Genomic DNA, 23815 nt, shown 5'->3' with positions numbered 1-23815 from the left:
GAGCCGTGATTGTTCGAGAATACGAATAGTGTAGTCAGTTTGAAAAGACTATTCCAGACAGAAGACAATGTTATTCTCCTATCGTGGCTTGTTGTCGCCACATGTGGGTTGAGCTCGGGCCGAAGGCAAGAGAGATGGGCGAACTGTTCAAAGTGGAGACGATGCAGACCGGCCAAGGCTGCTGCACGGCACGTGTCTACCGCGGCGAAGCTTTGCTCAATCCGCCGCCGGTCGTGCTGCACCTGCATGGCGGCTCCTTCGTCGGCGGAACGATCGCCGCCGGTGAGCGTGTCGCCGAGGCGCTCGCGGCAGCCGGAGCGGTGGTGATCTCTCCCGAATACTCCGCGGCCTGCCTCAATCCGTTTCCCGCGGCGCTTGATGTCGCCTATGCCATGTTGTCGTCGATGCGCTCACGCTGCCCGCAGTTCGCGCACAAGAAGTCGTCGCTGTTCGTGGCTGGCGAAGAGGCGGGCGGCAATGTCGCCGCCGGCGCCGCGCTGATGGCGCGTGACCAGTATCTGACCGATCTCAAGGGCCAGATCCTGCTATCGCCGATGCTCGACCCATGCCTGGCGACGGAATCGTTCCGGCAATACTGTCCGCAATCCTCGGCGCAATCGATCGCCGACGGATGGCAGCGTTATCTCGGCCAAAGCGGCGGCTTCACACACCCTTACGCCGCACCGGCCCACTGCACGCGGCTCGCCGGCCTTGTGCCCTCGCTGATTGTGACCAGCGAAGAGTGTCCGATGCGCGACGAGGCCGAAGCCTATGCCGAGCGCCTGCGGCAGGCCGGCGTGACGGTCGAATCCCATGTCCTGCCCGGACGAGCCGGATGGTTGCCGCAAAGTGCGGCTTCCGGCGAAGGCTGGCCGGCACAGCGCCAAGAGATTACCGGCATCTTCTCCCGTTTCTTCCAGAAGACGGGGGCGAAGCCGGCGGAAATGACGGTGCGTTAGACGAGGGCGGCGATCACCCAGCCCATTCCCTCGATCTGACATCGAAAGCAAAGCGCCGGCTCCCAACCGGCAAGGAGAGAAAAGATGACATCGACAGTGACCCGCCGGGCCCTCTGGGGCGCCGGCCTGAGTATCCTTTTGTCTGTCGCCGGCGGTGGTGCCGTCATGCTCGGCCTGCCGCAGCATTTCGAAGCCGACGCCGCCACCGAGACCGCCACGGCGCCACCTCCGGCCGTGCCGGTCTCGGTGGCGCGGGCGCAGTCCAAGCGCATCACCACCTGGGAAGAATTCTCCGGCCGTCTCGAAGCGATCGAGCGCGTGGAAGTTCGCCCGCGCGTCGGCGGCGCCATCCTCAAGGCGCACTTCCGTGAAGGTGCACTCGTGAAGCAGGGCGACCTCCTGGTGACGATCGATCCCGAGCCCTATGCCGCCGCCGTCGAGCGGGCGAAGGCCCAGGTCGAGGCAGCAGAAGCGCGCGTGGCGCTCGCCAAGATCGAACTCGAGCGCGGCCGCAAGCTGGTGACCACCAGCGCCGTGCCGCAGAGCAGCGTCGACCAGCGCGCCAGCGCCTATGACGAGGCGCAGGCGGAAGTGCGCTCGGCCAAGGCCGCGCTGCGCACGGCCGAACTCGACCTGCAATATACCGAGGTTCGCGCGCCGATCTCCGGCCGCGTCGGCCGGCTCGACGTCACCGCCGGCAACCTTGTTGCAGCCGGCTCCGCTTCGCCGGTGCTGACGACACTCGTCTCGGTCGACCCGATCTATGCGAGCTTCAACGCCAGCGAAGAGGTGGTGACCACCGCGCTTGCGAAGCTCGCGGCATCCGCCGGCGGCAGCGCGATCGAGCGTCTCCCGGTGCAGGTCGGCACCGCTGCGGACGACGGCACGCCGATCACAGGCCATATCCAGCTCATCAACAACGAGGTGGATGCGGCGACCGGCACGATCCGGGTGCGTGCGGCGCTTGAAAACGCCGAAGGCAAGCTGATCCCCGGACAGTTCGTCCGTATCCGCATCGGCGAGCCGGACCCCGAGGAGAAGCTTGTGGTCAGCGACCGCGCCATCGGTTCCGACCAGGACAAGAAGTTCGTCTTCGTCGTCGGTACCGACAACAAGGTCGAGTATCGCCAGGTCAAGCTCGGACCGAATTCCGACGGTCTGCGCATCGTCGAAAGCGGCCTGAAGTCCGGCGAGAACATCGTCGTCAACGGCCTGCAGCGGGTTCGCCCGGGCGTTGTCGTCGCGCCACAGCAGGTCGAGGAAACGACCGCTTCGATCGCCAAGTAATGGTCCTGGCTGCTCCCCGCTGAGCGCGGCGAGCAGCCAGCCAAGGCATCACTCAGCAGACTATGCCGCGTGGCGAAGATTTTGCCGCGAACGCCCGAGGTCTGCCTAAAACGTCCCAAGGGGGATACCATGAATTTCTCACGCTTCTTCGTCGACCGCCCGGTCTTCGCGGGCGTCCTTTCGGTCCTGATCTTCGTGGCCGGCCTGATCGGCATGACCGGTCTGCCGATCTCCGAATATCCCGAAGTCGTTCCGCCGCAGATCGTCGTGCGTGCGCAGTACCCGGGCGCCAACCCGGCCGTGATCGCCGAGACGGTGGCGACACCGCTCGAAGAACAGATCAATGGCGTCGAAGGCATGCTCTACATGCAGAGCCAGGCGACCGCCGATGGCCTGATGACGCTGACCGTCACCTTCGAACTCGGCACCGACCCGGACCAGGCCCAGCAACTCGTGCAAAACCGCGTCTCGCAGGCCGAGCCGCGGCTGCCCGAGGAAGTGCGCCGCCTCGGCGTCACGACCGTCAAGAGCTCGCCCGACCTGACGCTGGTGGTCCATCTGATCTCGCCGAACGGCCAGTACGACATCAACTATCTGCGCAACTACGGTGTGCTGAACGTCAAGGATCGGCTGGCCCGCATCGACGGTGTCGGCCAGGTGCAGATCTTCGGCGGCGGCGATTATTCGATGCGCGTCTGGATCGATCCGCAGAAGGCGGCCGAGCGCGGCCTTGCGGCAAGCGACATCGCCAATGCGGTGCGTGGCCAGAACGTCCAGGCGGCGGCAGGCGTTATCGGCGCCTCGCCGTCGGTTCCGGGCCTCGACCTGCAGCTTTCCGTCAACGCGCAAGGGCGTCTGCAGACGCCTGAGGATTTCGCCAACATCGTCGTCAAATCCGGCGCCGAGGGCGAAGTGACCCGGCTTGGCGACGTCGCACGCGTCGAGATGGGTGCTGCCGACTATTCACTGCGCTCGCTGCTCGACAACAAGCCGGCCGTCGGCATGGGCATCTTCCAGGCGCCGGGTTCGAACGCGATCCAGATCTCCGAAAACGTGCACAAGGCCATGGCCGAGCTGAAGCTGACCATGCCCGAGGGCGTCGACTACGAAATCGTCTATGACACGACCCAGTTCGTGCGCGCCTCGATCGAGTCGGTCATCCATACGCTGCTCGAAGCGATCGCCCTCGTCGTCATCGTCGTCATCGTCTTTCTGCAGACCTGGCGCGCCTCGATCATCCCGCTCGTCGCCGTTCCGGTCTCGATCGTCGGTACCTTCGCGGTGATGTATGTCTTCGGCTTCTCGATCAACGCGCTCAGCCTCTTCGGCCTGGTGCTGGCGATTGGCATCGTCGTCGACGACGCGATCGTGGTGGTCGAGAACGTCGAGCGCAATATCGAGCAGGGCCTGTCGCCTGTTCAGGCGACCTACCGCGCCATGCAGGAAGTCTCGGGTCCGATCATCGCAATCGCGCTGGTGCTCGTCGCCGTTTTCGTCCCGCTTGCCTTCATCACCGGTCTCACCGGCCAGTTCTATCGTCAGTTCGCGCTGACAATCGCGATCTCCACGGTGATCTCGGCGCTGAATTCGCTGACGCTGTCGCCGGCTCTGGCCGCCCTTCTCTTGAAGGACCACCACGCGCCGAAGGACTGGCTGACGCGGGCCATGGACAAGCTGTTCGGCTGGTTCTTCCGCGGCTTCAACCGCTTCTTCGGGGCAAGCTCGGAAGCCTACGGCCGCGGCGTCGGACGGATCCTGACCCGCAAGTCGCTGATCATGGTCGTCTATGTGGTGCTGCTCGGCGTGACCTTCACGCTGTTCCGCGCCATCCCCGGCGGCTTCGTGCCGGCGCAGGACAAGCAGTACCTGATCGGCTTCGCCCAGCTTCCGGACGCAGCGACGCTCGATCGCTCGGAAGACGTGATCAAGCGCATGAGCGAGATCGCGCTCAAGCATCCGGGTGTCGAGAACGCCATCGCCTTCCCGGGCCTGTCGATCAACGGCTTCACCAACTCGTCGAACTCCGGCATCGTCTTCGTCGCCCTGAAGCCCTTCGAGGAACGCAAGACGCCCGAACTGTCCGGCGGCGCGATCGCCATGCAGCTCAACCAGGAATTCGGCGCGATCCAGGATGCCTTCATCGCCATGTTCCCACCGCCGCCCGTCCAGGGCCTCGGCACGACCGGCGGCTTCAAGCTGCAGCTCGAGGACAAGAACGGCCTCGGCTACCAGGCGCTCGACGAGGCAACCAAAGCGTTCCTCGCCAAGGCCTACCAGACACCTGAACTGGCCGGGCTCTATTCGAGCTACCAGATCAACGTGCCGCAGCTCTATGCCGACCTCGACCGCGTCAAGGCGCGCCAGCTTGGCGTGGCCGTCACCGACGTCTTCGAGACCCTGCAGATCTACTTGGGCTCGCTCTACGTCAACGACTTCAACGCCTTCGGCCGCACCTACAGCGTGCGCATCCAGGCGGACGCCAACTACCGCAGCCATGCCGACGACATCGGCAAGCTGAAGGTGCGTTCGCAGTCCGGCGAGATGATCCCGCTGTCGGCACTCTTGAAGGTCGAGCAGACGGTCGGCGCCGAAAGGGCGATCCGCTACAATGGCTTCCTGTCGGCCGACATCAATGGCGGCCCGGCACCGGGCTTCTCGTCCGGCCAGGCTCAGGCTGCCATCGAGAAGATCGCCGCCGAAACTCTGCCGCCCGGCATCGGCTTCGAATGGACGGATCTCACCTACCAGCAGATCCTGGCCGGCAACTCGGGCCTGCTCGTCTTCCCGCTGGCGCTGCTGCTCGTCTACCTCGTGCTTGCCGCACAGTATGAGAGCCTGACGCTGCCGATCTCGATCATTCTGATCGTGCCGATGGGCATCATGGCGGCGCTGGTGGGCGTCTGGCTGACGGGAGGCGACAACAACGTCTTCACCCAGATCGGTCTGATCGTGCTGGTCGGCCTATCGGCGAAGAACGCCATCCTGATCGTCGAGTTCGCCCGCGAACTGGAACTCTCAGGCAGCACGCCGGTGAAGGCAGCGATCGAGGCGAGCCGGCTGCGTCTGCGCCCGATCCTGATGACCTCGATGGCCTTCATTATGGGCGTGGTACCCTTGGTGATGTCCACCGGCGCGGGTGCAGAAATGCGCTCGGCCATGGGTGTCGCGGTCTTTGCCGGCATGATCGGCGTCACGGCGTTCGGCATCTTCATGACCCCGGTCTTCTACGTGCTGATCCGCAAGCTCACCGGCGAGCGGCCCTTGAAACACGCCGGAGCCCATATCGAGGCGCCGCATCTCGCGCCGGGAGAGTAAGCCTCTCCTTCCCTTTCACGATCTTCAGGCGGGCCGGATCACTCCGGCCCGTTGAAGCTGCGGCGCTGCGCCTCCGCCCAGGCGCGGCGCCGCATTGCATCCCGCGGGACAAATCGCCCTGCCGCGTAGCGGTGCCCATCCCACGTGACAGTTCACTGACGATCGGATAAACCAGCAGCCTCCATTCCATTGGCTCCAGCGGCCAAGCAGACGGCATAGCGTTAGATGACCCCCACCGATCCAATCGCCAATCTCGCCACTCTCATTCGCTGCCCCTCGGTCACGCCGGCCGAAGGCGGAGCGCTTTCCGCCCTCGAGGCCATGCTGAAGCCGCTCGGCTTTACGGTCGACCGCGTGGTGGCAAAGGACGTCGGCACGCCCGACATCGAGAACCTCTATGCACGGCTCGGTACCGAAGGCCCGCATCTGATGTTCGCCGGTCATACCGATGTCGTCCCGGTTGGCGACGAAGCCGCCTGGAGCCATGGGCCGTTTTCGGCCGAGATCGCCAGCGGCGAAATGTACGGCCGCGGCGCCGTCGACATGAAGGGCGGCATAGCCTGCTTCGTCGCGGCGGTCGCCCGCCACATCGAAAAACATGGCGCGCCGAAGGGGTCGGTCTCCTTCCTCATCACCGGTGACGAAGAGGGACCGGCGATCAACGGCACCACCAAACTCTTGCAATGGGCGGCAGACAAGGGCGAGCGCTGGGACGCCTGCCTCGTTGGCGAGCCGACCAACCCCGACCAGCTCGGCGACATGATCAAGATCGGCCGCCGCGGCTCGCTCTCGGGCCGCATCACCGTCCACGGCATGCAAGGGCATGCGGCCTATCCGCATCTCGCCGACAGCCCCGTGCGCGGCATCCTGCAATTGACGCAGGCGCTGATGGATCCGCCGTTCGACAACGGCACCGAGAGCTTCCAGGCATCGAACCTGGAAGTGACGACGATCGATGTCGGCAATGGCGCGGTCAACGTCATTCCGGCGAAAGCCACCGCCGCGTTCAACATCCGCTTCAACGACAGCTGGACGGCCGAAAGCCTGATGGCCGAGATCATCGCACGGCTCGACCGCGCTGCAGTGGCCGGCAGCCTGCGCCCGGATCGCGCACCCGTCCGCTACGAAATCGCCTGGAGCGAGCGCCCGAGCCATGTTTTCCTGACGCGTAACAATGCGCTGATCGATTCGCTCTCGGGCGCCGTCGAGGCTGTCACCGGCCGACAGCCGAAGCTGTCGACGACCGGTGGCACATCGGACGCGCGCTTCATCAAGGACTATTGCCCGGTGGTGGAGTTTGGCCTGGTCGGCCAGACCATGCACATGGTCGACGAACGTGTCGCCGTCGCCGACCTCGAAACCCTCACCAATATTTACGAGACCTTCGTCCTCCGCTGGTTCGGCCATGCCGCTGCTTGACGAGGTGCTTGCCTATATCAAGGGCCTTTGGCTCTTGGCTCAGGGCAACCAAGAGGGTTTCCGCTGGCTCGATTTCAGCGAGAGCGGCCTCTGGCGCTCGTTCACGTCGATGCTCTGGTGCCTGCCGGCGATCGCCGTTACCTGGGCGTCCTGGCGGTTCTACTATTTGTCGGCGATGCCCGATGGGACGGTGATCGGCATAGGCTTCATCTTCAAGCTGCTGGTCGTCGATCTCGTCAGCTGGCTGCTGCCGCTGGTGCTGATCGCCATTCTGTCCCGTCCGCTCGGTTTTGCAGGAGCAGTGGTGCCGATCATCGTCACCACCAACTGGCTCTCCGTGCCGCTTTCCTACGCGATGGCGGTGCCGGCGGCGATCAGGCTCACCATTCCCGGAAGCCAAGGCTTGACGAGCCTGATCTGGCTGACGCTGCTCGTGGTCAGCATCGCTGTGCTCTTCCGGCTCCTGCGCATGCTGACGGGCAACCAGACGCTGCTGGCCTCGGCGCTGACGGCGCTATTCCTGCTGCCCTCGATGATGATCGGCGACCTGCTGCAGCGCTTCTTCGGCCTGATCCCGAGCTAGAGTGTGACGCGCAACTGTGCGCAGCGGTTTTGCGATAACGACATGCTATAGGATCGTGCTTCAGAGCTTCAGGATCGGCTCGCGATCAGTAATCCACTTGCAGGAAATAAAGCCCATCGGGCGGGGCCACGGGGCCGCAGGCCTTGCGGTTGCGCGCTTCAAGCGCTGCCTGCAAATCGTCCGGCGACCATTTGCCCTCGCCCACCAGCTTCAGCGATCCCGCAAAGGACCGGATCTGGTTGTGCAGGAAGCTCTGCGCCGTCGCGCGGATCTCGATGACGCCGCCAACGAGCGCGACGTCCAGCCGGTCGAGCGTCCGCACCGGGCTCGTCGCCTGGCAATGGGCGGAGCGGAAGGTGGTGAAATCGTGATGGCCGACGAGGCGCTGGGCGCCCGCATGCATCGCCTCATGGTCGAGCGGCTTCGGCACCCACCAGGCGCGCCGGGCTTCAAGTGCCAGCGGCGCGGGCCGTGAGATGATGCGGTAGAGATAATGCCGGCGCAGCGCCGAGAAGCGGGCGTCGAATTCCTCGGACACTTCCTCGGCCTCGAGGATCGCCACTCGCTCGCGCGCAAGGCCCAGATGCGCGTTCAGCGCATTGCGCAGCGTATAGGGCTTCCACGGACGGGTCAGATCGGCATGCATGACCTGGCCGCTGGCGTGTACGCCGGAATCGGTGCGGCCGGCGCCACGGATCGAAACGGTATCGCCGGTCAGAGACAGGATCGCCTTTTCGATCGCCCCTTGCACAGACTCGCCATTGTCCTGCCGCTGCCAGCCGACATAATCAGAGCCGTCATATTCGACGGTCAGCTTGAAGCGCGGCATCAGCCGACCCTCGTGCCGGGCGCAACCGGCGTTCCGCGCAGGAAGTCGGCCGCTCCGAGCGCCTTGCCGCCGGCGCGCTGCAGGCGGGTCAGCCGAACCGCGCCTTCGGCGCAGGCGATCTTCAGGCTGTCATCGAGCACCGTTCCGGCCTCGCCCGTGCCGGAAGCCGGCTCGGAGTTCAGCACCTTGATGCGTTCCGGCTTGCCGGCGATTTCGAGTTCGAACCAGGCGCCCGGGAACGGCGACAGGCCGCGGATGTGATCATGCACCTCGCGCGAAGGACGGGCGAAGTCGATGCGGGTTTCCGCCTTGCTGATCTTCTGGGCGTAGACGACACCGTCCTCGGCCTGGACCGTCAGCGGCAGATCGTCGGCCTCGAGCTTCGCCATCGCCTCCCGCATCAGGCTGGCGCCGACCTGCATCAGCCGGTCGTGCAGTTCGCCACCGGTCATCGTCTCGCCGATCTGGACCGTCTTGGTGAGAGCGACCGGACCGGTATCGAGCCCCTTTTCCATCTTCATCACCATCATGCCGGTCTCATGATCGCCGGCCATGATCGCGCGCTGGATGGGCGCGGCACCGCGCCAGCGCGGCAGCAGCGAGGCGTGGCCATTGTAGCAGCCGAGCTTGGTGCCCGTGAGGATGGCCTCGGGCAGAAGCAGGCCATAGGCGACGACGACGGCGACGTCGGCGTCGAAATCACGGAAGGCCTGGCGATCCGCCTCGTCCTTGAAGTTTAGCGGCGTCAGCACGGGAATGCCGAGGAGTTCGGCTGCCTGGTGCACCGGCGACTTCTGCAGGTCGAGCCCGCGGCGGCCGCCCGGCCGCGGCGGCTGCGTATAGGCGGCAACGATCTGGTGACCGGCTTCTGCGAGCGCTGCCAGCGTCGGCACGGAAAATTCCGGCGTACCCATGAAGATGATGCGAAGCGACAAGGCGGTAACTCCGTCCTCTCAGATCACTTCATGCGGGGAAACGGCGAAATGATCTCATTCTCTGAAACAGGGCAACCCCGGGCGGAAAACCGTTTCACGCTTTTCCTGGAGTCAAATTCAGCCGTTCGCGCGATCTGTTCGCGACCGCTTGCGCGATCGAAGGCTCAGATCGCCTTGGCGCCGCGCGTCTTGGCGGCCTTGGTGAACTTTCGGATCACCATGTCGCGCTTGAGCTTGGAGATGTGATCGATGAACAACACGCCGTTCAGGTGATCGATCTCGTGCTGCAGGCAGGTGGCGAGCAGGCCGTCGGCCTCGATCGTCTGCTGCTTGCCGTCACGGTCGAGATGCTTGACGGTGATCGACGCGGGGCGCTCGACCTCGGCGTAATAATCCGGGATCGACAGGCAGCCTTCCTCGTAGACCGAATAGGTATCGGACGAAGCGACGATCTCGGGATTGATGAAGACGAGCGGTGTCTTCTCGTCGCCTTCCTTCGAAACGTCGAGCACCAGCATGCGCCTGGCGACACCGATCTGGATCGCGGCAAGGCCGATGCCGGGGGCATCGTACATGGTTTCGAGCATGTCGTCGGCAAGACGACGGACGTCCGCGTCGACGGTTTCGATCGGCGTGGAAACCTGGCGAAGCACAGGATCGGGAAGGATGATAAGCGGCTTGATCGTCATGCTGCTCCCATAGCCGATCTTTCCATCGGCGTGCAAGGAAATTGGCTTGCCACCTTCGGCAGCCTTTCCTGGACAGGCCCGCGTTAACCGCACGGCGCAAATGTTCTTGTTTTGATCTACACATAACCAAAGAATCTGTTAGGTTTGGCGCATGGAACCCGCGCCTTTCCCCTTCGCCCAGCCGCTGTTTTTCATCGGCGCCTTGCCGATCACGCTGGGCCATCTCGCGATTGCCGTCGGCCTGGTGGTCGTCGTTGCAATTTTGATGGCGTTTTCGCGGCGACGGGACAACCGCGACGAGGAGCGGCAGGAGCAGATGGCAATGCTGCTCGCCGCCCAGACGGAGATGCAAGGGCGGGTCGCCGCCATGGCCGAAGTCTTCGGCGCGCGGCAGGCGGAACTCAACCAGACGCTCAGCCAGCGCATCGACGGCATGACCCATCGCATCGGCGCGTCGATCACCGAACAGACCAAGGCGACGCACGAAAACCTCAGGCGGCTGCAGGAACGGCTGGCGGTCATCGACAACGCCCAGAACAACATCCAGTCGCTCGCCAAGGACATGGCCGGGCTGCAGGCAATCCTTTCCAACAAGCAGACGCGCGGCGCCTTCGGCCAGTCGCGCATGGAGGCGATCATCGCCGACGGGCTGCCGATGGGCGCCTTCGCCTTCCAGGCGACGCTGTCGAACGGCGCGCGACCCGACTGCACGATCCGCATGCCGAACGGCCAGCCGCCGCTCGTCATCGACGCCAAGTTTCCGCTGGAAGCCTGGAACGCGATGCGTGACGCACCGGATGCCGAACGCCGCCAGCAGATCGCCCAGCTTTTCCGCCGCGACATGGAAACGCATGTGCGCGATATCGCCAGCAAATATCTGATCTCCGGAGAGACGCAGGACACCGCGTTCCTCTTCGTGCCATCCGAATCGATCTTCGCCGAAATCCACGAGCATTTCGAAGCGATCGTGCAGAAGGCACACCGCCAGCGGATCGTCATCGTTTCCCCTTCCCTGCTCCTGCTGTCGATCCAGGTGATTCAGGCGATCCTCAAGGATGCGCGCATGCGTGAGCAGGCGCATCTGATCCAGGGCGAGGTCGCCAGATTGATGGAGGACCTCGGCCGTCTCGACGAGCGCGTGCGCAAGCTCCAGGGCCATTTCGCCATGAGCCAGAAGGACGTCGAGGATATTCTGATCTCGTCCAGCAAACTCACCCGGCGCGGTGCCAAGATCGAGGCGCTCGAACTCGAGGCCGAAGGCGGCATGCAGGAGGCAACCGACCCGCGCGCTGCCGTCGACAACCGGGTGGGGCAATTGCGTCTGCGGGTGGTTGACGAGGACTGAGGCTCTCGGGCACTCTCCGGCCCACTCTCTAATCCGACGGGAAATTTTCACATGATCACTGTTTTTGGGTCCATCAACATGGACCTGATCGCCACGACCGCACGCCTTCCGAAGCCGGGCGAGACCGTCGCCGGGACGGGCTTTTCGACCGCCGCCGGCGGCAAGGGCGCAAACCAGGCGCTTGCCGCACGACGTGCCGGAGCGACAGTGCAGATGGCGGGTGCCGTCGGTGCCGACAGCTTCGCCGAAGGCGCCTTGGAACTCTTGAAGGGTGCCGGCACGGACATGTCGCTGACCAAGACGGTAGATGAGCCGACCGGCACCGCCCACATCCTCGTCGGAGGTGACGGCGAAAACGTCATCGTCGTGGTCGCCAGCGCCAATGCGACCGTCGACGAGGCCGATGCGGTGAAGGCCGTCGACGGCATGAAGCCTGGCGACACGTTGATGCTGCAGCTCGAAATTCCCGCAGCCTCGGTCGAGAAAGCCTTGAACGCAGCCAAACAGAAGGGCGTACGCTCGGTCATCAACATCGCGCCGCTGACGCCGGATGCAGCACGTCTCGGTCGCATGGCCGATATCGTCATTGCCAACGAGACCGAATTCGAGCTGCTGGCCGGCAAGAGCGGCATCAGCAGTGCGGAACGCGAAGACGCGATGAAGGCGCTCCATGCGGAGACCGGACAGACCGTCATCGTCACGCTTGGCGCCGATGGCGTAGTCGCCGTGCACGAGGGCGAAATCCAGCGTGCCAAGGGCCTGAAGATCGAACCGGTGGATACGGTCGGCGCCGGCGACACCTTCTGCGGCTATCTCGCGGCCAGCTTGGATGCCGGCATTGCCTTCCCCGAGGCGTTGCGCCGTGCCGCCGTTGCCGGTTCGCTCGCCTGCCTCAAGCGCGGCGCACAACCTTCGATCCCGCTTGCCTCGGAAGTGGCATCACGCATTTAGTTCGCGACGCGTCTGGGTCGGATCGACCCAGACCTACAATGCGAATGCTCCGCGGAAACAAAGCCGAGTGCGGGCAAAATGCGCCCGCACTTTCTTCCTGCCACGCTCTGGCGCTTGACCGTCTCCAGCCCTTGAAATCAGCGTTTGCGCAATCCGGACAGGCGATGTCGCGGAGATAAAGCTCCGCGCGCAATTTTATCAAAGCAACAGGTAAAACAGCGTCCGCGTTGGCCCAATTTTAAGAATCTCCAGTCTATTCAGGACCCTGAGAGAGCCGGTCGAAAATGACCCGGTTGCCTCCGACATGCCGGTCGGCATCTGACGCTCCATGATGGAGTTCACCCCCATTGCGAAATGCGTCCACCGCAGGTGAAAGTCTGCGGACCTCCCAGCACGTGAGGATTTCATGTTCAAGTTCCAAGCCAAATCGCTGGCGACCAAACTGATCGCGGTGACAGGCGGCACGATCGCACTAGTCCTGCTCGCTTCGAATTTCGTTCTTATCTCCCAGACCCAGGATCGCGTCGAAACGCTGGTCCTCGAACAGGCAAGCGGTGAAGCCCGGGCAATCGCCTCGGACATCGCCGGCGACATCGGCGAGCTTGCAAGTGCAGCGCGCTCGATGGCCGGCATTCTTGGCCGCGCGCATGCCGAAAAGTCGCTGGAGCGCACGGGGGTGATCAATATCCTGAGGGCGAACCTCGAGCAGAACCCCTTCGCCTTCGGAAGCTGGTTCGCTGAGGAGCCCAAGGCCTTCGACGGTCGCCAGGAGGACGTCGTCAACAACAAGGAACTGGGCGGCAACGACAAGGGCATCTTCACGCCCTACTGGTCGAAGAGCCGCACCAACGAAATCCAGTACTCCACTTTCGGCGCCGACTACGCGGCCGAGTGGTACAAACTCGCTGCAAAAAGCGGCAAGGGCGCGATCACCCAGCCCTACACCGCGCAGGACACCGACATCCCGACCGCGATGAGCTCGATCGCCTATCCGGTCATGTCCGGCGACAAGCTTCTCGGCGTTACCGGCGTCGACATTTCGCTCGCATCGCTCGGCGATGGCCTGGCGAAGCTGAAGCCCTTCGATACCGGTCGCGTCTACCTCCTCTCGCAGAGCGGCAAATGGCTGGTGGCGCCGATCCCGGAACTCCTGCTCAAGGAATATGACGGCGAAGGCAACGACGTCGTCAAGAATGCGCTTGCCTCCGGCAAGCCGGGCATCGTCTCCAACCTTTCCTATGATGGCAACGAGCCTTTCGACCGTCTCGTCTATCCGTTCACCCTCTCGGGCGTGAACACCAGCTGGGTCGTGCTCGTCGACGTGCCGCGCACCGCGATCAATGCCCCGGTCAAGGACCAGACCTACATGATGATCGTCGGCGGCCTCGTCGTACTCGGCGCCGTGCTGCTCGGTCTATATCTCGCCGTGCGTGGTTTCGTGCAGAAGCCTCTCGCGGCACTGGTCAAGGACGTCGCCAACCTCAGCCACGGCGACTACACAAAGTCGATTGCCGGCCAGGATCGCTCCGACGAAACCGGCGAAGTCGCCAAGGCGCTCGAAGGCTTCCGCCATCAGCTTGCCGACACCAAGCGCCTGGAGGGCGAAGCCCGCCACGAGCGCGAACAGGCCGAACGCGAGCGCAATCGCTCGGAAACCGAGCGTGCCGAAACCGGCGCCCTTCAGCGCGACATCGTCGCCCGCCTCGGCAAGGGCCTGTCGCACCTGTCGTCCGGCGATCTCGCTTTCCGCATCACCGACGATTTCCCCGGCGAATACGCTCAGCTGAAGCGCGACTTCAACGCGACGATGGAAAGCCTCGAAGAGACGATCCGCACCGTCAACCATTCGGTCGTCAACATCGGCAACGGCACAAGCGAAATCAGCAGCGCCGCCAACGACCTGTCGCACCGCACCGAACAGCAGGCGGCAAGCCTGGAAGAAACCGCGGCGGCCCTCGACGAATTGACTTCGCAGGTCAACGCCAGCGCCGAAAACGCCAAGGTCGCCGCCAAGTCGGTGGAAGTGGCCAGCAGCGATGCCGGACAGTCGGGCGAAGTGGTGCAGAAGGCCATTGCCGCGATGAAGGGTATTGAGCAGTCGTCGCACGAAGTCAGCCGCATCATCGGCGTCATCGACGAGATCGCCTTCCAGACCAACCTTTTGGCGCTCAACGCCGGCGTCGAAGCCGCCCGTGCCGGCGATGCCGGCAAGGGGTTTGCCGTCGTCGCCCAGGAAGTGCGCGAGCTCGCCCAGCGCTCCGCCAATGCCGCCAAGGAGATCAAGACTCTGATCAACACCTCGGCCGGACAGGTGCGCGAAGGCGTCGATCTCGTCGGCAAGGCCGGCGGCGCACTCGAGAAGATCGCTGAGCAGGTCGTTCAGATCAACGGCCTCATCCGCCAGATCTCGAGCTCGGCCTCCGAGCAGGCCGTCGGCCTGAAGGAGATCAACTCGGCCGTCAACCAGATGGACCAGGTGACCCAGCAGAACGCCGCCATGGTCGAAGAGACGACGGCCGCCGGCATGGCGCTCAACGAAGAGGCGCGGACGCTCAACGCGCTGGTTGCCCGCTTCCGCGTCGCCCAGGCCTCCGGTTCGGCGCAGCCCTCCTCGTCCGAGATGCTGCGTGGCACAGCCGAACGCATGCGTGCGGCCGAACGTCCGGCACCGGCTCCCGTCCGCGAGGCGCGGCCGGCTCCGGCTGCAAGCCCGGCACGCAGCAGCTACTCGGCCTCGACGCAGCGGGTACTCACCCAGACCTCGGGCGCCAACGCGCTTGCCCAGGACAATTGGGAAGAGTTCTGATCAACAGATCGAGAAAAAGAAACGGCGCCCTCGGGGCGCCGTTTTTGTTTGATGCTTGGCGATCTGGCGCGGGATCAGATGCGCGCCAGCCGCTCGGTCAAAAGATCGAAGAAGCCCTGGTCGTCGACGAAGCGCATGACCTTGGCGTTGTGCGGCCGGCCGGTGACCTGCCACCAGTCGACAACCGTCATGCCCGCCGTCAGCGGCGACTTGGTCTCGATCTCGACGTTGCAATCCCGGCCGGTGAAAAGCTCGGGGCGCAGCAGATAGGCGATGACGGTCGGGTCGTGCAGCGGGCCGCCATCGGTGCCGTATTTCTCGATATCAAAGCGCTCGAAGAATTCGAGCATCTCCGCCATGGCGATCGCCGGGCGGCTGCCGATGTCGCGGATCTTCTGCACCCGCGCCTTGTGGGTCAGCACGCGATGGGTGACGTCGAGCGGCATCATCACGATCGGAATGCCCGAGCGGAAGACGATATCGGCGGCTTCCGGATCGACATAGATGTTGAACTCGGCCGCCGGCGTGATGTTGCCGCCTTCAAAGAAGCCGCCGCCCATCATCACCAGTTCCTTCACCCGCGGCGCGATCTCGGGCGCCTTCTGAAGCGCGAGCGCAATGTTGGTGAGCGGGCCGAGGGTGCAGAGCGTCACGGTGCCCTCAGTCTCGTTGCGAAGGGTTTCGACGATGAAGTCGACCGCGTGCTGTTCCTCGAGCTTCATCGTCGGCTCGTCGAGCGTCGGGCCATCGAGGCCGGTCTTGCCGTGGACGTGCTCGGCGGTCACCAGCGGGCGGGCGATCGGCTTGTCGGCGCCGGAAAAGACCCGAACTTTCGGCCGATCGCAGAGCTCGCAAAGAACACGGGCGTTGCGGGCCGTCAGGGCCAACGGCACGTTGCCGGCAACCGTGGTAATACCGAGCAAGTCGATCTCTTCCGGGCTTCCGAACGCGAGCATGATTGCGGCGGCATCGTCCTGCCCGGGATCGGTGTCTATGATTATCTTTCTCGGCACGGGCACTCTCTCGTCCTCCCTGGATCACGTTTGGCTGGGTCTACCCGACCCAAAGCGCGATCGATTACAATGCACCGGAGCGGGTACGAGGCCGCATGCGCCCTCCTCGCTTCGCTGTTGGATTCTGCGAGAGCGGACTATGATTTGCGTGCACGTCTGAGGCAAGCGGCTTGCACTCATTGCGCACAGCTACCATATTGCCGCAAGGATGCTGCTGGGCAGGTCCGAACAACGGTCGCTTGATCTCGCAAGGACTTGAGGAATGAGCCGAATTACGCCCTTTACGAGCCCGCTGCTGCTGGGTTTCGACACGATGGAAAAGACCCTTGAGCGTATCGCCAAGGGCAACGACGGATATCCGCCTTACAATATTGAACGCATTCGCGGCGATGCATCGATCGACGAGCCTGAAAGGCTGCGCATCACGCTTGCGGTGGCCGGCTTCTCCGAAGAGGACCTCGAGGTCACCACCGAGGAGAACCAGCTCGTCATTCGCGGCCGCCAGATCGACAATGGCGATCGCGATTACCTGCACCGCGGCATCGCTGCGCGGCAGTTCCAACGCACCTTCGTTCTGGCCGATGGCATGAAGGTTCTTGGCGCCGAGCTGCGCAACGGCCTGCTCTCGGTTGACCTCGTTCGTCCTGAGCCGGTGCGTATGGTAAAGAAAATTAACATTTCAGTCCCAGAGTAGGATAACCGGCGGGATTCTCCCCTGGCCGGCGACCACGGAGTATCACCATGGGACTGAAAGCCATCAGCTCGTCACTGTCGAAGAACGACCTCGCGCATCTGGGCGAAGGCGAAATCGGTTACATCCGGAAAATGCGTTCGGACGAAGTGTCGCGCTGCTTCCCGGAAGCACCCGAGATGGGACCGGGTATTGATCTCTGGGCGCTCTTCGGCGCCGACGGCACACCGATCCTCCTGACCGACAACCGTTCCAGCACCTTCTTCAAGGCCGCCGAGGACGATCTGCGCACCGTCACACTCCACTGATCTTACGCCCGCCATTGACGGTGAGCGCTGACCTCTCGGGATGACGCCGCCGCTCTCTCGAGCCTGAAATTCCGGGCGGAAAATCGCTTCGCGCCCGTTCCTGGGGTTGGTCTTCTGGTCCGCAATTCCGGACGGAAGGCCGCGTCGCACTGTTCCTGGAATTGGAATTTGAAGCGACGCAATTCCGGACGGAAAACCGCTTCGCACTTTTCCTGGAATTGAATTTAGAGCAACGCAATCCCTGACGGAAAACCGCTTCGCACTTTTCCTGGAATTGCTTTAGACGCGCCGGAAAGTAAGATAGGCGGAGCTCCGGCCTTCCCTGCGCGCCTTGGCCTCGTAGCGTGTGCTCGGCCATCCCTCGTAGGGCGTCAGCCAGTCGGCTGCCTTCTGCGCCGTCCATTCGAAGGCCGCGTGATCGCGGCAATGCAACAGTGTCCAATTGACATAGGTGTCGATATCCGAGGCGAAGCAGAACACGCCGCCGGGCTTCAGCACGCGCGCAAAACGGTCGAGATTGACCTTGGACACAAAGCGGCGCTTCCAGTGTTTACGCTTCGGCCACGGATCCGGATAAAGCAGGTCGATCTGGTCGACCGATGCGGCCGGCAGCCAATCGAGGACCTGGGTGGCGTCGTCGTCGTAGAGGCGAATGTTGCTGACGCCGCGATCCTCGATGTGACCGACGAGCTTGGCCATGGAATTGACGAAGGGTTCGACGCCGATGAAGCCGGTCGAGGGCGTTTCGGCGGCGCGGTGGATCAGGTGTTCGCCGCCGCCGAAGCCGATTTCCAGCCGGATTCGCCCGACATCCTGAGGAAACAGTGTCTTCAGCTCCGCCGGAGCAGCGCTCGACAGATCGAGCTTCAGCGTCGGCAGCACGGTTTCCAGATGCGCCGCCTGCCGCTCGCGCAACGGCTTGCCCTTGCGGCGGCCGAAGAAGGCCTCGGTTGCTCTGGCACGGCGCGGTTCGGTCATGTCGTTTGTCCCTTGGTCACGCTGATCCCGGATCAAGCCAACCCAAAATCAAAATGAACGAAGCGGGCGCTCCTTGCCGGAGCGCCCGCCCTGAAATTCGCAAGCGCCTGATAGCAGGCCACTGCGCTATCTTCAATGCGCGGCTTTGCCGGCCACGCCGATCGTTCGCTTAGGCAGCGGCCCGGCCGTTGACGGCGCTGCCCTGGTCGATCGCCGCCTTCAGTGGCTTGACCAGGTCGAGCTTCTCCCAGGAGAAGGAGCCGTCGCGGCCAGCCTTGCGGCCAAAGTGACCGTAAGCAGACGTCTTGGCGTAGATCGGCTTGTTGAGATCCAGGTGACGACGGATACCCGACGGCGACAAATCCATCGTCTTGCGGATGGCCTGTTCGACCTGGTCTTCCGAGACCTTGCCGGTGCCATGCAGGTCGACATAGATCGACAGCGGCTGCGCAACGCCGATGGCGTAGGAGAGCTGGATCGTGCAACGGTCAGAAAGACCGGCAGCGACGACGTTCTTTGCCAAGTAGCGCGCGGCATAGGCAGCCGAACGGTCGACCTTGGTCGTGTCCTTGCCCGAGAAGGCGCCGCCACCGTGCGGTGCTGCACCGCCATAGGTATCGACGATGATCTTGCGGCCGGTCAGGCCGGCGTCGCCGTCCGGACCGCCGATGACGAACTTGCCGGTCGGGTTGATGTACCAGGTGCAATCGTCAGCGATCTTCAGGTCGTCGAGCGCTTCGCGGATGTAGGGCTCGACAACCGAGCGAACCTTGGTGGAATCCCAGGTGTCGTCGAGGTGCTGGGTCGACAGGACGATCGAGGTGACTTCCGCCGGCTTGCCGTCGACGTAGCGTACGGTGACCTGGCTCTTGGCGTCCGGGCCAAGCTTGGCGACTTCGCCCTCGCCCTTCTTGCGGGCGGCGGCGAGCAGATTGAGGATGCGGTGCGAGTAGTAGATCGGCGCCGGCATGAGTTCGGCGGTTTCGCGGCAAGCGTAGCCGAACATGATGCCCTGGTCGCCAGCACCTTCTTCGCCCTGCTTGTCGGCGGCGCTGTCGACGCCCTGAGCGATATGGGCCGACTGGAAGTGCAGCAGCACGTCGATCTTCGCCGTCTTCCAGTGGAAGCCATCCTGCTCGTAGCCGATCTCGCGGATCGCCTTGCGGGCGGCGGACTTGAACTTCGAGGGGTTGATGACGTCGTTGCCGTCCTTGTCCTTCTTCAGAAGGCTCGGCGGCAGGCGCACTTCGCCGGCAATGACGACGCGGTTGGTGGTCGCCAGGGTTTCGCAAGCGATGCGAACGCCCCATGGGTCGACACCGGTCTTGGCGGCCTCACGGTAGACCAGATCCACGATCTCGTCGGAGATACGGTCACACACCTTGTCCGGATGACCTTCGGCTACGGATTCACTCGTGAACAGGTAGTTTGCACGCATGCGGGAAGTCCCCTCAATGAAGAAAAGCGCTGGCATGGTGTTAGTGGTTTTGCGCCCGAAAAACAAGCGCACAACGACATAAATATATCTTTATATCACCACCAAGCCAATCACTTTGGTGCGCCGGCGGAAAAGCGCGCATGAAAAAAGCGGCACAAGAGGCCGCTTTGTTTTCAAGTCCCGACGGGAACGTTGGAACTATTCGCTTTCCGCTTCCGCAGCGAGCGCCTTGACGAGATCGACGAGGCGGCGACGAACCTTCGGATCCGTGATCTTGACGAAGGCACGGTTGAGTTGCAGCCCCTCGGAAGACGAAAGGAAATCCACAACGTAGTTGGAACTGGAGGCTTCCGCCATGCCGGGCTGGCCGGAGGTGTCACCCGGCGCATCTTCGAAGAAGAAGGAAACCGGAACGTTCAGAATGCCCGAAATATTCTGCAAGCGGCTCGCGCCGACCCGGTTCGTGCCCTTCTCGTACTTCTGAATCTGCTGAAAGGTAATCCCCAGACTTTCGCCGAGCTTCTCCTGGCTCATGCCAAGCATCGTGCGGCGAAGACGAATCCGACTACCGACATGAATGTCGATCGGGTTCGGCTTCTTTTTGTTTTCGATCATATCTGCGTTCCCAAACACGCTGTTTCGTTTGATCCACCGCCTCACACGGGAGCGCCGCTCACCGAGGCGACCGCCACGGTGATAAGACAATGCCGCCACAACAAGGACGATGGTGCGGACCACTATGCAATTTTAGGGGTTTTAGGTCAATTCTTCCTAATATTAAAACCAACACGCGAAAACACTGCAACCAGAAGAAGGAACAGTGCACTCAGCCAGAAGATTCGGCTTCGCATAGCGTCGTCCAAAGGCGTAGGCATCTTTCCCGGCAGAAGTGTGTCGACCACTCCCCTATAATTGTAGGACAATCCTACCATTAAAACCCCACGTGCATCAACAATTGCTGATATACCGCTGTTGGCAGCGCGAACAAGGGGTGTTCCGGTCTCGACGGCGCGTAGTTGGGCCTGGTGGAAATGCTGGCGCGGACCGGGCGTGTCGCCGAACCAGGCATCGTTGGTGATGTTGAGAAGCGCGTCCGCACCACGCGCGGCGCCGCCGATTTCGTCGGGGAAGATCGCCTCGTAGCAGACCAGCGGATAGAGCGTCCTGCCACTGGGCAGGGTCAATAGCGAACGGCTCTTCGCCGCCGAAAAACCACCTGGCATCGAGGCGGCAACGGAACTCAGGCCCCAGGAGGACAGCAACTCCTCGAAGGGTAGATACTCGCCAAACGGGACCAGATGCACCTTGTCGGCAGCACCGATGATCTGGCCGCGTCCGTCGATGACATAGATCGAGTTGTAGTAGCGCGGCGGTAGACCGGCGCCCGCATCCTCCGCGCGCACGGCGCCGGCGATGAGGATCTGATCGTCATCGAGCACCTCGGCGATCCGCGCCAGGGCGTCGGGATTGTCGGTCAGGATGAAGGGGATCGACGTTTCGGGCCAGACGACGATGTCCGGTCGCTTGCCGCCTTTTTCGGGGGCAGCGGTGGTGAGCGAGAGATGTTCCTCGAAGACGGCGGCCCGTTCACGATCATCCAGCTTCTTTGCCTGGTCGATCACCGGCTGGACGAGACGGACGGTCAGCGGCGGCTCGGGCGAAGCCGGGGCCGGCTGTGCAAGGCGATAGAAGCCGAAACCGACATGCGCCGTGAGGAGGACGAGGGCTGCCGACAGGCCGATCCGGCTCCCCCTGCCCGTGGCAAGGAGGGCGGGTGCCGCGAAAACGAAGACCGACAGCATGTTGATGGTCGCAAGGTTGACCACGCTTGCGGACTGCATCATCAGCGGCATCGGCATCGCCGCGTAACCGATGGCATTCCAGGGAAAGCCGGTGAAGAGGAAGCTGCGGAGCAGTTCACAAAGGCCGAAGGCCAGCGCAAGCGCCGCGATCCGCCCCACCCCATCGGACCAGAATATCCGCGCGGTCAGCGTCGCAAGCGCATAGAAGAGCGCGAGGAAAGCCGGAAGACCGACGACGGCGAGCGGCAGCGCCCAGGCGAATTCGTCGGCCTCCACCAGCAGCGCATTGCCGAGCCACCAGAGACCGCCGAGGAAATAGCCGAAACCGAACCACCAGCCGATCACGGCCGCCGGCCAGAGCCGCCTGACGATGCCGCCATCCGGATTTCCGCTCGCGCCGTCGAGCAGCCAGACGAGGATGGGGAAGGAGACGAAGGCGAAGGCAAAAATGCCGAAGGGCGGCTGAGCCAGAACCGTGATTAGCCCTGCGAAGAACGCGAGCAATACCCTCGGGAACCCGGACAGAAGCATCACCCTGCCTGCCAGTCTTACCATGCAGCCTCCAGTCGATCCCGGCCGCTAGCCACGGCGCCGGAGCGAAACAACCACCGAATCAATCGGCGCCAGTCTTCCAAAAAACGGGCTGTTTGTCCCCTTCAGGAGGCGGAATTGGCTGCGGAAGGCATGTCCTTCCGTCAGACCAGCGATCCGCCGATGGAGCGGATGGCAGGAGATACGACCCCGCGCGCACGAAGAAGCGCGCGGGGTCGGAGCGACTATTGCTCGTCGGCTGCTGCGGAGGGGGCAGCGCCATTGGTACGATTGACGGGGACCGTCTCCGGAGCGATTTCGCCCTCCGGTCGCGACACGCGGCGGCGTGCCGGCGGACGCTTGCGCATGATGCGAACGCGTTTCACGCGCCGCGGGTCAGCGTCGAGGATCTGGAACTCGAACCCGGGAATGGCCTGCACGACTTCACCGCGCACCGGAATGCGGCCAAGCGAAGCGAAGATCAGGCCGCCGAGCGTGTCGACGTCTTCGAGCTGCTCGCGCACATCGAAGTCGGGACCGATCGCTGCGGCGATTTCTTCCAGTTCAACGCGGGCGTCGGCGACGAAAACGTCGTCCGACGTGCGAGCGAACATCACTTCGTCGTCGTCGTGTTCGTCTTCGATATCGCCGACGACCATCTCGACGATGTCCTCGAGCGAGACGAGACCATCGGTTCCGCCATATTCATCGATGACGAGCGCCATCTGGATGCGGGCGGCCTGCATGCGCTGCATCAGGTCGGACGCCAGCATCGAAGGCGGCACGAACAGCAGCTGGCGGACGATGCCCGCTTCTTCCAGCGACTTGCCGAGATCGACGCGCGAAAGGTCGAAGCTCGCCTTCGGCGAACGGGGCGTTTTCTCGGTCTTTTCGCCGGTAGCCGTCGCGGCAGCCGGCGCCTTGCCGTTGCGGCGACGGTTGCGGGCCTGCTTGGTGACGTAGGAAAGCAGGTCGCGGATGTGCACCATGCCGCGGGGATCATCGAGGCCTTCGTTATAGACCGGCATGCGCGAGCGGCCCGACTCCTCGAAGATCACCATCAGCTCGCCGATAGTGATGCTCTGGTCGACCGCTTCGATGTCGGCACGCGGGACCATGACGTCCTCGACCCTGATCTCGCGGAAACGCAGAATGTTGTTGAGCATCGCCCGTTCGCCGGGCGAGAAGGCCGTGTTGCTGTCGGCATCCGTCTGGAGTGCGTCAGCGAGATCCTCGCGCAAGCTCGACGGGCTTGCGCCCCGCAGCAGTCGCGCGGCGCGGCTCCAGAAAGTCGAAGTGGATTTCGTGCCCTCGTGTCGAGTGGCGGTGCTACTACTGCCCGCCTCCGCCTCTCCGGAGGCCTCTGCCTCCTCGGTCGCCAGCGCGACAGGCTGTGTTTTGTAATCGCTCATCGGTCCAAACTGTTAATCCGGGGTACGATCCCCGTAGGGGTCAGATAAGCCAAGACGCGCCAAAATGCGAGTCTCCAGGCTTTCCATTATTTCGGCTTCGTCATCTGCCATATGATCATAACCGAAAAGATGCAGGAATCCATGCACGAGAAGATGCGTCAGGTGCGCATCGAAAGACTTCTCGAGTTCCACGGCCTCGCGCTCGAGCGTCTCGCGGGCGACGATGATATCGCCCAGCATCGGCCCCGGCATCGCGCCCGGCGTCACCGGGAAGGCGGGAAAGGACAGCACATTGGTCGGCTTGTCCTGATTGCGCCATTCGGCGTTGATCGTCCGAATGGAAGCGTCGTCGGTGAAGACCAGCGACAGTTCGGGCTGCATCTTCGGGAACGGCTGGCCCTCTTCCGCCACGAGGAAGGCTGCGGCGGCTTCCAGCACCGGCGAGGAAAAGGCGAAAAGCGTCTCTTCGTCTGGCCAATCGCCCTCTTCGACGCTGATCTGGATATCCAATGCGGTCATGATCG

Annotated in this window: 20 protein-coding genes; 10 read left to right on the top strand and 10 right to left on the bottom strand. The window is 63.4% G+C overall.

The annotated features are described in order from the left end of the window. Positions 1-134: 134 nt before the first annotated feature. From LAC81_RS00325 to LAC81_RS00305, 5 genes are all read left to right on the top strand, one after another. Entirely contained in the window at positions 135-959 is an 825-nt protein-coding gene (locus LAC81_RS00325) for an alpha/beta hydrolase fold domain-containing protein (RefSeq protein WP_113536597.1), read from the top strand. Positions 960-1043: 84 nt separating this feature from the next. Next, on the top strand, positions 1044-2246 hold the full coding sequence (locus LAC81_RS00320) for an efflux RND transporter periplasmic adaptor subunit (protein WP_223726281.1): 1203 nt from the start codon (positions 1044-1046) through the stop codon (positions 2244-2246). A gap of 129 nt (positions 2247-2375) precedes the next feature. Further along, on the top strand, positions 2376-5561 hold the full coding sequence (locus LAC81_RS00315) for an efflux RND transporter permease subunit (protein WP_223726280.1): 3186 nt from the start codon (positions 2376-2378) through the stop codon (positions 5559-5561). 225 nt (positions 5562-5786) lie between these two features. After that, positions 5787-6980 (top strand): succinyl-diaminopimelate desuccinylase, encoded by a 1194-nt coding sequence (gene dapE, locus LAC81_RS00310; RefSeq protein ID WP_223726279.1) that lies wholly within the window; start codon positions 5787-5789, stop codon positions 6978-6980. Next, entirely contained in the window at positions 6967-7563 is a 597-nt protein-coding gene (locus tag LAC81_RS00305; RefSeq protein ID WP_223726278.1) for a hypothetical protein, read from the top strand. Before dapE ends, LAC81_RS00305 begins: the two co-directional genes overlap by 14 nt. 85 nt (positions 7564-7648) lie before the next feature. Here LAC81_RS00305 and truA read toward each other — a convergent pair whose 3' ends face one another. The 3 genes from truA to def form a co-directional block, all read right to left on the bottom strand. Continuing rightward, on the bottom strand, positions 7649-8392 hold the full coding sequence (gene truA, locus LAC81_RS00300) for a tRNA pseudouridine(38-40) synthase TruA (protein ID WP_223726277.1): 744 nt from the start codon (positions 8390-8392) through the stop codon (positions 7649-7651). Further along, a complete protein-coding gene (gene fmt / locus LAC81_RS00295; protein WP_223726276.1) occupies positions 8392-9327 on the bottom strand; it encodes a methionyl-tRNA formyltransferase in 936 nt (311 codons plus the stop codon). The genes truA and fmt overlap by 1 nt, the downstream gene beginning before the upstream one ends. 164 nt (positions 9328-9491) lie before the next feature. Further along, entirely contained in the window at positions 9492-10016 is a 525-nt protein-coding gene (def, locus tag LAC81_RS00290; RefSeq protein ID WP_223726275.1) for a peptide deformylase, read from the bottom strand. 151 nt (positions 10017-10167) lie between these two features. On the opposite strand from def, the gene LAC81_RS00285 reads away from it, so the two are divergent. The 3 genes from LAC81_RS00285 (at position 10168) to LAC81_RS00275 (ending at position 15118) form a co-directional block, all read left to right on the top strand. Further along, a complete protein-coding gene (locus LAC81_RS00285; RefSeq protein ID WP_223726274.1) occupies positions 10168-11361 on the top strand; it encodes a DNA recombination protein RmuC in 1194 nt (397 codons plus the stop codon). Between the two features lie 51 nt (positions 11362-11412). Continuing rightward, positions 11413-12312: a ribokinase gene (locus LAC81_RS00280; protein WP_223726273.1), complete on the top strand. Its 900-nt coding sequence runs from the start codon at positions 11413-11415 to the stop codon at positions 12310-12312. 406 nt (positions 12313-12718) lie between these two features. Next, positions 12719-15118 carry a methyl-accepting chemotaxis protein gene (locus LAC81_RS00275; RefSeq protein WP_223726272.1) on the top strand — a complete coding sequence of 800 codons (2400 nt, stop codon included), beginning with the start codon at positions 12719-12721 and terminating at the stop codon, positions 15116-15118. 74 nt (positions 15119-15192) lie between these two features. On the opposite strand, the gene LAC81_RS00270 is transcribed toward LAC81_RS00275, so the two are convergent. After that, on the bottom strand, positions 15193-16137 hold the full coding sequence (locus tag LAC81_RS00270; RefSeq protein WP_223726271.1) for a nucleoside hydrolase: 945 nt from the start codon (positions 16135-16137) through the stop codon (positions 15193-15195). Between the two features lie 256 nt (positions 16138-16393). Here LAC81_RS00270 and LAC81_RS00265 point away from each other — a divergent pair, with 256 nt between their 5' ends. Together LAC81_RS00265 and LAC81_RS00260 are read left to right on the top strand one after the other, a co-directional pair. Then, positions 16394-16825 carry an Hsp20 family protein gene (locus LAC81_RS00265; RefSeq protein ID WP_223726270.1) on the top strand — a complete coding sequence of 144 codons (432 nt, stop codon included), beginning with the start codon at positions 16394-16396 and terminating at the stop codon, positions 16823-16825. Positions 16826-16872: 47 nt separating this feature from the next. Next, on the top strand, positions 16873-17130 hold the full coding sequence (locus tag LAC81_RS00260) for a DUF1150 family protein (protein WP_113536610.1): 258 nt from the start codon (positions 16873-16875) through the stop codon (positions 17128-17130). 279 nt (positions 17131-17409) lie between these two features. On the opposite strand, the gene trmB is transcribed toward LAC81_RS00260, so the two are convergent. The 6 genes from trmB to ybeY form a co-directional block, all read right to left on the bottom strand. Further along, the gene (gene trmB, locus LAC81_RS00255; protein ID WP_223726269.1) at positions 17410-18108 is read right to left on the bottom strand and encodes a tRNA (guanosine(46)-N7)-methyltransferase TrmB; all 699 of its coding nucleotides are present in this window, start codon (positions 18106-18108) and stop codon (positions 17410-17412) included. A gap of 169 nt (positions 18109-18277) precedes the next feature. Continuing rightward, positions 18278-19546, bottom strand: a complete 1269-nt coding sequence (gene metK, locus LAC81_RS00250) for a methionine adenosyltransferase (RefSeq protein WP_113536772.1) — start codon at positions 19544-19546, stop codon at positions 18278-18280. Positions 19547-19744: 198 nt separating this feature from the next. Continuing rightward, positions 19745-20161, bottom strand: coding sequence for a helix-turn-helix domain-containing protein (locus tag LAC81_RS00245; protein ID WP_113536612.1), 417 nt, complete (start codon positions 20159-20161; stop codon positions 19745-19747). A 146-nt stretch (positions 20162-20307) separates the two neighbouring features. Further along, positions 20308-21903 (bottom strand): apolipoprotein N-acyltransferase, encoded by a 1596-nt coding sequence (gene lnt / locus LAC81_RS00240; RefSeq protein WP_223726268.1) that lies wholly within the window; start codon positions 21901-21903, stop codon positions 20308-20310. 221 nt (positions 21904-22124) lie between these two features. Beyond that, positions 22125-23291: a hemolysin family protein gene (locus LAC81_RS00235; protein WP_113536614.1), complete on the bottom strand. Its 1167-nt coding sequence runs from the start codon at positions 23289-23291 to the stop codon at positions 22125-22127. 12 nt (positions 23292-23303) lie between these two features. After that, complete coding sequence (gene ybeY / locus LAC81_RS00230; protein ID WP_223726267.1) at positions 23304-23810, bottom strand: rRNA maturation RNase YbeY; 507 nt, start codon at positions 23808-23810, stop codon at positions 23304-23306. Positions 23811-23815 lie beyond the last annotated feature (5 nt).

The organism is Ensifer adhaerens, from assembly GCF_020035535.1.
GTDB lineage: Bacteria > Pseudomonadota > Alphaproteobacteria > Rhizobiales > Rhizobiaceae > Ensifer.
This window is presented reverse-complemented; position numbering and strand designations above follow the sequence as displayed.